Raw genomic sequence first — 10,436 nt, forward strand, 5'->3', positions numbered from 1 at the left:
GGAGAACAGGGCATGGATTTTACTCTCGGGTTATTTTTGGCGGTGGTGGTGACCGGTTTGATCTGGTTTATCGACCAATTCTTTTTACGTCGCCGCCGTGCTGTCGACGAGCGTGTGCCCGTGCTTATCGACTATGCCCGTAGTTTCTTTCCTGTACTGCTGGTGGTGTTTCTGATTCGCGCCTTTCTTTTTGAGCCCTTTCAGGTACCCTCGGGTTCCATGCTGCCCACCATCCGCGTCGGCGATTTTTTGTTGGTAAATAAATTTACCTGGGGCCTGCGCCTGCCGTTGATTCATACGGAGCTGACCCAGGGCAATCCGGTGCAGGCGGGAGACATCATGGTCTTTCGCTTTCCGAAGAATCCTCGCATCGACTACATCAAACGGGTAATTGGTCTGCCTGGTGACACCATCGAGGTGAAAGGCAATGATCTCTACATCAACGGTAAATTGATTCCCAAAACCTATCTTGGCACCTTCAATTACCGTCCCGAGGGTCAGGGGGAGAGCGGTATGGTCATCCCCACCAAGGAATATGCGCAAACCATTGGTGGCCACACCTTTCATATCATCGAATTCAATACTCCCGAGGCGCACATGGACTTTGGTCCCTACAAAGTGCCGCCGGATTGTTATTTCATGATGGGGGATGATCGCGACAACAGTGATGACAGCCGCTTCTGGGGTTGTGTGCCGCGACGTAACATCGTCGGCAAGGCCTTGTTCATTTGGTTCTCTTGGGATGCTGAGACGTGGTCTGTGCGCTGGCATCAGATTGGTCGTGCCCTCGACGGTGCCAATAACTGAGATTTTGCGGCCGATGAAAAACTTGCAGATTGACGTTTATCCTCTAATTAGTAAAACCAGCAGTGTTTACTCGGGGTAGGAGATGGTGCGTGCGCAAGGTCGTCAGGCTGGCATAGGCCTCATTGGCGCCATTTTTTGGATCGTGGTTTTGGCAGTGGTTGTGGGTCTGATCGTGAAGATTGGGCCTGCCTATTACGATAATTTGTCCCTGCAAAACATTCTTCAGGATCAGGCCCGTCACATTCGCGCTGGCGAGTCCGATGAGCAGATCATCAACGACCTGCAGGATCGCCTCCACGTCGCCATGATTAAGATCAAGTCCGAAGATATTCGTATTGTCAAAGAGGGCGATGCACCGGTGCAGATCGTCGTCGACTATCAACGGGTCGTGCCGTTGATTGGTAATACCAGTCTGTTGATCCACTTCCATACCCACAGTTAAGGATTTATTCCTCTCTTTTGGCGGCGAGGGTATACTATGCCTATGAACGCCTTCGACCATCTGCAAGATCGTATTGCCTATCACTTTCAGGACCTGAGTTTATTGCGTCAGGCCCTCACCCATCGTAGTGCCGCTGCCCTCCACAATGAGCGTTTGGAGTTTTTGGGCGACGCCGCTCTCAATTTTGTGGTTGCCGCGCGTTTGTACAGCCGCTTTCCCCGAGGTAGTGAGGGTGATTTGTCGCGGATGCGGGCGCGGCTGGTGCGGGAGGAAACCCTGGCGCAAGTTGCGGAGGCGATTGCCGTGGCCGATGCCCTCATTCTTGGCGCCGGCGAACTACGTAGCGGCGGAGCTCGGCGTGCCTCGATCCGCGCCGATGCGGTAGAGGCCATCATCGGTGCTGCCTACCTGGACGGTGGCATGACGGCGGTCGAGACGATAGTCGACCATCTGATCGTGCCTTTGATTACCGATACCTTGGGTGCGGAGGAATTGCGCGATCCCAAAACCCGTCTGCAAGAATTTTTGCAGGGGAAGGGGCGGGCCCTGCCCAGCTATGAACTCGTCGAAGAGAAAGGGCAGGCGCACGAGCGACGCTTCGTTGCTCGTTGTAGTGTGGAGGGGATGCCGGCAACGGAGGCCGAGGACAGCAGTCGCCGCAAGGCGGAACAGGGGGCAGCGCAGTTGATGCTGGCGCAACTGCAGAGCCGCTTGGGCGGTCAGCGTCATGTCGGCTGAGGAGTCAGCGACCGCGCATCGCTGCGGCAGTGTCGCCCTGATTGGGCGACCCAACGTCGGTAAATCTACCCTGCTCAATCATCTGATTGGCCAAAAAATCAGTATTACGGCACCGCGGCCGCAGACTACCCGCGACCAGATTCTTGGTATTTACACTCGTCCTGCGGGGCAAATCCTTTTCCTCGATACGCCAGGGGTGCACCAGGGGCATCGTCGCCTCAATCGCCATATTCTGCGCGCCACTCGCTCCGCCCTCGATGCCGCCGATATCGGCGTACTGGTGGTCGAAGCGTCGGTATGGACGCCGGGCGACGCCGAGGCCTTGCGCTGGCTGCAGCAACGCGAGCTGCCTCTCTTTGCCGTCGTCAACAAAATCGATCGCGTTGGCAACAAGGAGCGCCTGTTGCCCTACCTGCAGGAGCTGGCAAAACGGGCATCTTTTGCAGAAATCATTCCCCTTTGTGCGCGGCGTCGGGATGACGTGGAGCATCTTGCCGATGTTCTCTTGCCGCGCCTGCCCGAGGGGCCAGCGCTTTTTTCTGCCGACGAAGTTACCGATCGCCAGATGCGTTTTCTTGCTGCCGAGGCGGTGCGGGAGCAGCTGTTTCGGCAATTGAGTGCGGAACTTCCCTACGAAACCGCCGTGGCCATCGAAAAGTACCATATTGCGCCCGACGGCGGTCATGAAATCGAGGCCACCATTTATTGTCGCAAGGCTGGGCAAAAGGCAATTTTGCTGGGAGAAAAGGGGCAGCGACTAAAGCGGATCGGCACTCGGGCGCGAGAGAGCATTTCCCAGCAGACGGGCACGCGGGTTTGGCTGGGACTCTGGGTGAAAGAACGCGAGGACTGGGATCGCCACCCCGGATTGCTACGCGAAATGGGTTATGGAGCGTAATCGCGGCGAGCGGGCCTGGATCCTCCATCATCATCCTTTTGGCGACGGCGGTTTGATTCTTGAGGTTTTTAGCGAGGAGCACGGCCGCCTTGGGGTGTTGGCGCGTGGGCAGCGGCGCCGCGGACGTCTCGAAGCGGGGCGCCCCTACTGGTTGCGCTGGGCAGGGAGAGGGGAGTTGCCGGTGCTCCAGGGTGCCGAGGAGATTCCTTGTTCTCTTACCTTGCAGCCCGTGCCGGCCTTGCTCCTGTTTTACGTGAATGAACTGCTCTTGCGCCTGACCGAGCGCGGTGATCCGCAGCCGATGCTCTTTGCCGAGATGGAGGATACCCTGCAGGCCCTTGCCGCGGAGCCCGAGGCGTACTGGCGCTTGCGTCGTTTTGAGCGGCGTTTGTTGGAGATTTTGGGCTGGGCAGCCGATTTGCAGTGTTGCGCGGCGTGCGGTTGCGCATTAGACGAAGGGTACGCGCAGCCGGGTTCTGGCCTGTTCTGCGCTGCCCATCGGCGATCGGGCGCTACGCCTCTGTCTGCGGCTGCCCGCGTCTGGCTCGCGGGAGCGATGCAAGCGCCGCCACCGCGCGGGCTCGCTGGGGAGCTGCGTGCCTATCTTGCCGCAGAGCTGGATCAACTGTTGGCAGGGCGGCCACTGGAGAGTCGCCGTCTTCTTGCGGCATACTTGCGCCGAGATCGGAAGCGGAAAACTGGAGAGGAGATGCAGGCTCGATGATAGCCTTGGGAGTCAATATCGACCACGTTGCTACCCTGCGCCAGGCGCGCGGTACCCTGTATCCGGATCCTTTGGAGGCTGCTTTCGTGGCCGAGCGCGCCGGGGCAGATGCCATTACTGCGCATTTGCGGGAGGACCGGCGGCATATTCAGGAGCGCGACGTAACCTTGCTACGGCAGGTTCTCCGCACTCGTCTCAACCTGGAAATGGCGGTCAATGAGGACGTTCTTACCATTGCCGAGCGCTTACGGCCCAGTGACTGCTGTTTGGTTCCCGAGCGTCGTGCCGAGCTGACCACCGAGGGTGGTTTGGATGTGCTCGGACAGCAGCAACGCATTACCGAGGCAACCCAGCGCTTGGGTGCCGCGGGGGTGCGGGTTTCGCTCTTCATCGATCCTGACCCCAAACAGATCGAGGCCGCCTGCGCCGTTGGCGCTCCGGCCATCGAGCTGCACACGGGTAGCTATGCCAACGCATCGAGTCGGCAAGAGGCGCAGGCGCAGTTGGCGTTATTGCAGAAGGCGGCGCAGCAGGCACATGACCTGGGGCTGCAGGTCAATGCCGGGCATGGTCTGGATTACACCAATGTGGCGGCGGTGGCTGCCATTCCCGAAATTGCCGAGTTGAACATTGGTCACGCCATCATTGCCCACGCGGTCTTTGTTGGGTTGGAAAATGCCGTGCGGGAAATGAAACGGATCATGGAACAGGCACGCCGGTGATTGTTGGCCTGGGTACCGACCTGGTATCGGTAGAACGCATGGCGGGCCTGCTCAATCGCTGGGAAGACAGGCTGTTGCTGCGCATCCTCGGCGAGCAGGAGCGCGAGGAGTTTCCGCAAAGCCAAGGAGCGGCCTTTTTGGCGCGGCGTTTTGCCGCCAAAGAGGCCACCGTGAAAGCCTTGGGAACGGGCCTCCGCAATGGCATCTGCTGGGGCGACATTCAGGTGGGCCACGATGCCTTGGGACGCCCCTCTCTGCACCTTTCGGGTGCGGCCCAGCAACAGTTGGCAAAGTGCGCGCGGCGGCCGCGGCTTTGGCTCAGCCTGAGCGATGAGGCACAATTTGCTGTTGCCACCGTCGTCATCGAAGAAGAGGCCGGTGCCAATTTGGAGGGTGAATCATGCGGGTGACCATCATCGGCACCGGTTATGTGGGATTGGTGTCGGGTGCCTGCCTGGCGCAGGTAGGCAATCAGGTGCTCTGCATCGATGTCGATGCCGCCAAGGTCGAGCGCTTGCGCGCGGGTGAAATTCCCATTCATGAGCCGGATTTGCCGGAAATCGTGCGTAGCGGTATTGCTGGCGGACGCTTGCGCTTTAGTACCGACATTGCCGAGGGCGTGGCCCACGGTGAATTTCTTTTCATTGCGGTAGGGACGCCTCCAGACGAGGATGGCTCGGCCGACTTGCGCTACGTGCTTGGAGTAGCGGCGGATATTGGCAAACATTTGCAGGAACCGCGCATTATCGTCAATAAATCGACAGTGCCAGTGGGGACGGCGCAAAAGGTACGTGCCACGATTCAGGCGGAGCTCGACCGCCGTGGGGTGCGTTGTGATTTCGCCGTGGTGTCCAACCCCGAATTTCTGAAAGAGGGGGCGGCGGTTGGCGACTTCATGAAGCCCGACCGCATCATTGTTGGCACGGATAACGAAAATGCTGCGCAACGTATGCGCGATCTGTATGCTCCCTTCAACCGCAATCATGATCGTCTGATTCTCATGGATCTGCCCTCGGCAGAATTGACCAAATATGCCGCCAATGTCTTACTGGCCACCAAGATTTCGTTCATGAACGAGCTCTCTGGCCTGGCAGAAAAACTGGGTGCCGATATCGAGAAGGTACGCATTGGCATTGGCTCCGATCCGCGCATCGGCTTTGATTTCATTTATCCGGGTTGCGGGTATGGCGGCTCCTGTTTTCCCAAAGACGTGCGCGCTCTCGAGCATACGGCGCGGGAGTTGGGCTTTGACGCGCCTCTCATTCGCGCCGTCGAGACTGTCAACAATGCGCAAAAGCGAGTACTTGAGCGCAAGTTGGTGGAGGAACTTGGCGAAGATCTCGACGGCAAATGCATTGCCATCTGGGGCCTAGCCTTCAAACCCAACACCGACGATATGCGCGAGGCGCCAAGCCGTACCCTCATCGATGGACTGCGCCGGCGGGGTGCGACAATACAGGCCTTTGATCCGGTAGCCATGGACGAGGCCGCCCGCATCTATGGTAACGCCACCGACCTACGCCTTTGTGCCGACCCCTACGACGCCTGTACCGGGGCCGACGCCTTGGTCATTTGTACCGAGTGGCAAATCTTTCGCAGTCCCGATTTCGCGCAATTGCGCCACTTGCTGCGCAATCCGCTGATCATCGACGGCCGCAATCTCTACGAACCCCGCCTTCCGCGGTCTGCAGGGCTCCGCTACCGTGCCATTGGTCGTCCCTGAAGCCTTGCAGCGCCTGCGTCGGGCCCGGGTAGCCGTCCTTGGCGATGTCATGCTCGACCGCTATTGGTTCGGTCGGGTGGAGCGAATTTCTCCCGAGGCACCGGTGCCGGTGGTGCAGGTCGGTCGGGAAGAGCAGCGTCCCGGCGGTGCTGCCAATGTTGCCCTTAACATCGTGGCGCTCGGAGCAGACTGCCGCTTGCGCGCCCTTTTGGGGCGTGATGCGGCGGCCGATGCGCTGACGCAACTCCTGGAGCAAGCAAGAGTGGAGACGAGCTTCCGACATCTCGACGGCTTGCCCACCACCGTCAAGCTGCGGGTAATCGGGCAGCAGCAGCAACTCTTGCGTCTCGACTTTGAAGAGCGGCCCGAGGAGGCCAGGCTGGCAGAGCTCTTTGTTGCCGATGCCGATTTTTTGCACGGTTGTGCGGCGCTACTCCTTTCCGATTACGGTAAAGGGGTTTTGCTCGATCCGCAGCCGTGGATTCAGTGCGCCCGCGCTCAGGGTTTGCCGGTACTGGTCGACCCCAAGGGGCGCGACTATACCCGCTACCGCGGCGCTACCCTGATTACCCCAAACAAGGGTGAATTTCAGGCTGCGGCCGGCAATTGGCGTTCTGAGGAGGAGTTCCGGCAACTCGGGGAGCAGCAGCGCCAGGCTTGGCAAGTGGAGGCCTTGTTGGTGACTCGCGGCGAGGAGGGCATGACGCTTTTCCTGGCCGATGGAATTCATCATCATCCCGCCCAGGCGCGCGAGGTGTTTGACGTTACCGGTGCCGGCGATACCGTCATTGCCACCATTGCTACCGCGGTAGCTGCTGGCTGGCCGCTGGACCGTGCCGTCGAGTTGGGCAACCGGGCAGCGGGCATTGTGGTCGGGAAGTTGGGCGCTGCCACCGTTTCCCCAGAAGAATTGTCCGCAGCCTTGGAGCTTGCCGGTGTTACCCCAGCCTGAGGCGGGCGTGGAGAGGACGTTGGGGGAGGAGCACCGGCTGCCGGTGCCCCGATTGCTTGCTCGACGCGTCGGCAAAGCCATCCAAGACTATCGCATGATCCGGCCCGGAGACCGGGTCCTGCTGGCGCTCTCCGGTGGCAAGGATTCCCTGAGCCTACTTGCCCTGCTGGCGCAGATGCAGCGCCATAGTAAATTGTCTTTTTCTTTGGGGGTGGCAACGGTCGATCCGCAAAGCCCGGATTTTGAGCCCGAACCCCTCGGCGATCATGTGCGCGGTCTTGGCCTGCCCTGGTTCTGGGAACGTCAGGATATTTTCGGCAGGGCGCAGAAACATCTCGGCCGCCCGTCCTACTGCAGTTTCTGCGCGCGAATGCGACGCGGGGTACTCTACCAATGTGCCCGCCGCGAGGGGTATAACGTCGTAGCCCTCGGCCAGCACCTCGACGACTTTGCCGAAAGTTTTTTTATGTCGATGTTTTATAACGGCGAATTGCGTACGATGAAGGCGCATTACCGGGTCCGCGAGGGCGACCTGCGGGTCATCCGGCCCCTGGTGTACTGTCGCGAACGACAGACCCGCGCCTACGCCGAAGGGCAGGGGCTACCCATCATCATCGAAAACTGCCCGGCCTGCTTTCGTCATCCCACCGAGCGGCAGCGTATGAAGGAGCTTCTTGCCGAGCAAGAGGCGCGCGATCCGCGTCTATTCAAGCAACTGTTACACGCCATGCAACCCCTCATGGCGCGAGAGGTGCCAGCATGAGCGATACAAACTCGAGTGATTTCGTGCAGAGCTTTTACTGGGAGAGCCTGCCCCTGCGAGGTGCGCGTTGCCGGGTGGACGGCGTATTCCAGCGCGTGCTGCGCGACGTGCAGCTTCCCCACAGTGTGCGCCAGCTTCTCGGCGAAATTATGGTCGGGCTGGCGCTGCTTTCCAGCACGCAAAAGCATTTTGAGCGTCTCATCCTGCAAGCGCAGAGTGGGGGAAATCTTCAGCTGTTGGTGGCGGAATTCCTCACCGGTGGCGGCATGCGCGCCTACGCGCGTTGGCGTGGCGACGACGAAAGCGTCGATCTCGCAACCCTGCCCGAGGCACTCTTGGCGCTAACCGTAGACATGGGCTTGGATCGGGACCGTTACCAAGGCTTGATTCAACTGCGGCAAACGTTGACCCAATCCCTCGAGGCCTACTTTTTGGAATCGGTGCAGGCGCCGGCCTACTTTCGCCTAATGGTAGATGCCGAACAGGGAATTGCCGGAGGATATTTTTTGCAGCGCTTGCCCGGAGTGCTCACCACCGAAGAGTGGAATACCGCCACCGGCTTTTTGGCGGTGGGATCGGATCGCTCTTTGTTGCTGGCGCAGCCGGAGCAATTTTTGCCCGAGATCTTCCCAAACGTCGGGGTACGCTTGCGTGCCCCGGAGCCCTTGCAATTCCAATGTAGTTGCTCGCGTGAGCGGGTGGAGCGGATGCTCATTGCCCTGGGCGAGACCGAGGTAGAGGAGACCTTGGCCACCGAAGGCAGCATCCAGGTCACCTGTGAATATTGCCAGACCGTATACCGCCTCGATGCCAGCGAAGTTGCGGCCCTTTTTGCTGCCGGCAAGGCTCTGCACTAGCAGCGAAAATACCTCCAATGTGTTACGCCTGAGGACCGGTGTTGGCCGCTTGCCATCCGCAAGCAAAGAGCTATGTGCGACTCCCGGTTTTTTCTCCCTCGCCGTTGGGAAGCCGGCGGCCGGATGCATTCAGCGACGGAAGACGTTATCGGTCCAAGGGCCCATGTTTACCCATCCATTGGCAGACCCGCTTTCGCCCAAAAATGATCGAAATCATCGCCAACGCCCCAGCCAACCTTTTGCCCGAGCTGACGGGCAAGGTGCTTGGCAACGAAGGCCTCGAATACGGCCTCCATCGGGAATAGTAGGGATGGTGCACGATGGGCGCCCGCGCCGGTGAGTGGCGACTCGTCGTATCCGTTTTCCCAAATGCCCTCGGCAAGAAATCGTGGTGTTTGATCGTGGGTGCGATCGTAGCTTGCACCAACGAACCAGTATGTTTCGGCCATCAAAGCTTCGCCTCGATCCAATCCCACCGCTTGTCCTTGACCATCACGAATCGGCAACGGCCCCCCGACAGGTTGGCCCACAGGTCCCCGATCAGGCGATCATCTTCAGCCCCGTTCCAGCGATCCGCGCCTTTGTATTCCACCGCGAGAATCGGCCCCAGCCGGCCTGCCGTCCCTGGCAACTGGCAGAGGAAGTCTGGATAGAAGCGGCCATCGGCTTTCTGCAAGAAGAATGAACTGCCTTCACGCCGCACCAGGTTGCGCACCCAGAACTGGATACGGCCCCGTTGCGCCCAAATATCCAACTGGCAGGCACACTCGAATTCCTCCTTGCTGTCGAAGTCGCCGATGCGCCCATGGAAGTGCCTGCGGAAATCGAAATGCCCAAAGCGCCCGTCGTAGTCACGGCTGGGCGCGTAGGCCTGGGCATGAAACTCAAAGGTGAATTGATCCGTCACCGCCACACGCGTGGCCGCATCGTCACCAAATAGAACTTGCTGGAATGCCTTGCCAACGGCCTGCTTGCGCAGTTCGCGAATGCGCGCCTCGAGCAGATTGCGGATCAGGAACTTCTGCAGGTTGGCGCGTGCCAGCGTGAATCCATCCCGGTGCAGTAGATCGGTGAGCCAGGCGGCGACAAAGGCCTGCTTGCTGGTATGGGTCAGCGATGGTTCGGGCAGGTTGCGGCACAGCCAGGTGGCAAGGCGTACCTGATCCCAGTGTTCGGGTTGATAAACGAGGCCCAGGTCACGCTGCAATTCAGGCAGAAAGCGCGAGATGACGCGGCCGCCGTCATCGATGTCGATCTCACCGCCTTCCGACACTTTTAGCGCCGCGCCCAGTGCGGCAAGTTCCGCATCCGTTGGCGCAGCATCGTAGCTCGACAGCTCCCAAGGGTAATCGAGCACCTCCGGGTCGTCGAACAGCTGCAACTCGCCTTGCACGCGCAAGGCCAGCTGCGGCACGCAAAGGCGCTCACCCTGCTCGGCTGGAGTCTGGAAGAACTCGATCGCCGTGGTGCGACTGATTTCGGCAGCTTGCACAATCGTCGCTGCTGCAGTTTCGGAAGTGACCGAGGCCTTGAGTGCCTCGGTCTCGTCCTCGGTCAACGGGGCGGTGATGGTTAGCCGGTTGAGCTTGCCGTCCCAGCTCACCTTGTCACGCACCGGTTTAGGCACGCTCTTAAAATCGGGCTTTTCTGGCAAGGTGATCGTCACGGGCCGAACGACAACACGCCCGGCGTGGCTCTCCAGATCGAGCCGTGCCTGTTGTCAACGGCCACCAATATGGCGCCATTTTAGGGTCGGCATAATGGCGCCATCTCAGGGTCGCTGTAATGGCGCCACTCCGGGGTCGGCATA

Annotated in this window: 13 protein-coding genes; 11 read left to right on the forward strand and 2 right to left on the reverse strand. The window is 59.8% G+C overall.

The features are described from left to right. The first annotated feature begins 12 nt into the window (after window positions 1–12). From lepB to RTI30_RS02495, 11 genes are all read left to right on the forward strand, one after another. Entirely contained in the window at window positions 13–807 is a 795-nt protein-coding gene (lepB, locus tag RTI30_RS02445) for a signal peptidase I (RefSeq protein WP_312260838.1), read from the forward strand. Between the two features lie 82 nt (window positions 808–889). Further along, window positions 890–1,249 carry a DUF4845 domain-containing protein gene (locus tag RTI30_RS02450; RefSeq protein ID WP_312260837.1) on the forward strand — a complete coding sequence of 120 codons (360 nt, stop codon included), beginning with the start codon at window positions 890–892 and terminating at the stop codon, window positions 1,247–1,249. A gap of 42 nt (window positions 1,250–1,291) precedes the next feature. Next, window positions 1,292–1,987, forward strand: coding sequence for a ribonuclease III (rnc, locus tag RTI30_RS02455; protein WP_312260959.1), 696 nt, complete (start codon window positions 1,292–1,294; stop codon window positions 1,985–1,987). Continuing rightward, window positions 1,977–2,885 carry a GTPase Era gene (era, locus tag RTI30_RS02460; RefSeq protein WP_312260836.1) on the forward strand — a complete coding sequence of 303 codons (909 nt, stop codon included), beginning with the start codon at window positions 1,977–1,979 and terminating at the stop codon, window positions 2,883–2,885. Before rnc ends, era begins: the two co-directional genes overlap by 11 nt. Next, the gene (gene recO / locus RTI30_RS02465) at window positions 2,875–3,609 is read left to right on the forward strand and encodes a DNA repair protein RecO (RefSeq protein ID WP_312260834.1); all 735 of its coding nucleotides are present in this window, start codon (window positions 2,875–2,877) and stop codon (window positions 3,607–3,609) included. Before era ends, recO begins: the two co-directional genes overlap by 11 nt. Further along, window positions 3,606–4,331 (forward strand): pyridoxine 5'-phosphate synthase, encoded by a 726-nt coding sequence (pdxJ, locus tag RTI30_RS02470; RefSeq protein ID WP_312260832.1) that lies wholly within the window; start codon window positions 3,606–3,608, stop codon window positions 4,329–4,331. The genes recO and pdxJ overlap by 4 nt, the downstream gene beginning before the upstream one ends. Further along, window positions 4,328–4,741: a holo-ACP synthase gene (gene acpS, locus RTI30_RS02475; RefSeq protein ID WP_312260830.1), complete on the forward strand. Its 414-nt coding sequence runs from the start codon at window positions 4,328–4,330 to the stop codon at window positions 4,739–4,741. Before pdxJ ends, acpS begins: the two co-directional genes overlap by 4 nt. Further along, window positions 4,732–6,054, forward strand: coding sequence for a UDP-glucose/GDP-mannose dehydrogenase family protein (locus RTI30_RS02480; RefSeq protein ID WP_312260828.1), 1,323 nt, complete (start codon window positions 4,732–4,734; stop codon window positions 6,052–6,054). Before acpS ends, RTI30_RS02480 begins: the two co-directional genes overlap by 10 nt. Then, the gene (gene rfaE1, locus RTI30_RS02485; RefSeq protein ID WP_312260827.1) at window positions 6,035–7,006 is read left to right on the forward strand and encodes a D-glycero-beta-D-manno-heptose-7-phosphate kinase; all 972 of its coding nucleotides are present in this window, start codon (window positions 6,035–6,037) and stop codon (window positions 7,004–7,006) included. The genes RTI30_RS02480 and rfaE1 overlap by 20 nt, the downstream gene beginning before the upstream one ends. Next, on the forward strand, window positions 6,990–7,769 hold the full coding sequence (locus RTI30_RS02490) for an ATP-binding protein (protein WP_312283320.1): 780 nt from the start codon (window positions 6,990–6,992) through the stop codon (window positions 7,767–7,769). Before rfaE1 ends, RTI30_RS02490 begins: the two co-directional genes overlap by 17 nt. Further along, window positions 7,766–8,626: an Hsp33 family molecular chaperone HslO gene (locus RTI30_RS02495; RefSeq protein WP_312260825.1), complete on the forward strand. Its 861-nt coding sequence runs from the start codon at window positions 7,766–7,768 to the stop codon at window positions 8,624–8,626. The genes RTI30_RS02490 and RTI30_RS02495 overlap by 4 nt, the downstream gene beginning before the upstream one ends. Window positions 8,627–8,793: 167 nt before the next feature. On the opposite strand, the gene RTI30_RS02500 is transcribed toward RTI30_RS02495, so the two are convergent. Beyond that, window positions 8,794–9,075, reverse strand: coding sequence for a 5-methylcytosine restriction system specificity protein McrC (locus RTI30_RS02500; RefSeq protein ID WP_312260824.1), 282 nt, complete (start codon window positions 9,073–9,075; stop codon window positions 8,794–8,796). Beyond that, the gene (locus RTI30_RS02505) at window positions 9,075–10,292 is read right to left on the reverse strand and encodes a hypothetical protein (RefSeq protein ID WP_312260823.1); all 1,218 of its coding nucleotides are present in this window, start codon (window positions 10,290–10,292) and stop codon (window positions 9,075–9,077) included. Before RTI30_RS02505 ends, RTI30_RS02500 begins: the two co-directional genes overlap by 1 nt. Window positions 10,293–10,436 lie beyond the last annotated feature (144 nt).

Source organism: Candidatus Igneacidithiobacillus taiwanensis (genome assembly GCF_031962545.1).
Lineage (GTDB): Bacteria > Pseudomonadota > Gammaproteobacteria > Acidithiobacillales > Acidithiobacillaceae > Igneacidithiobacillus > Igneacidithiobacillus taiwanensis.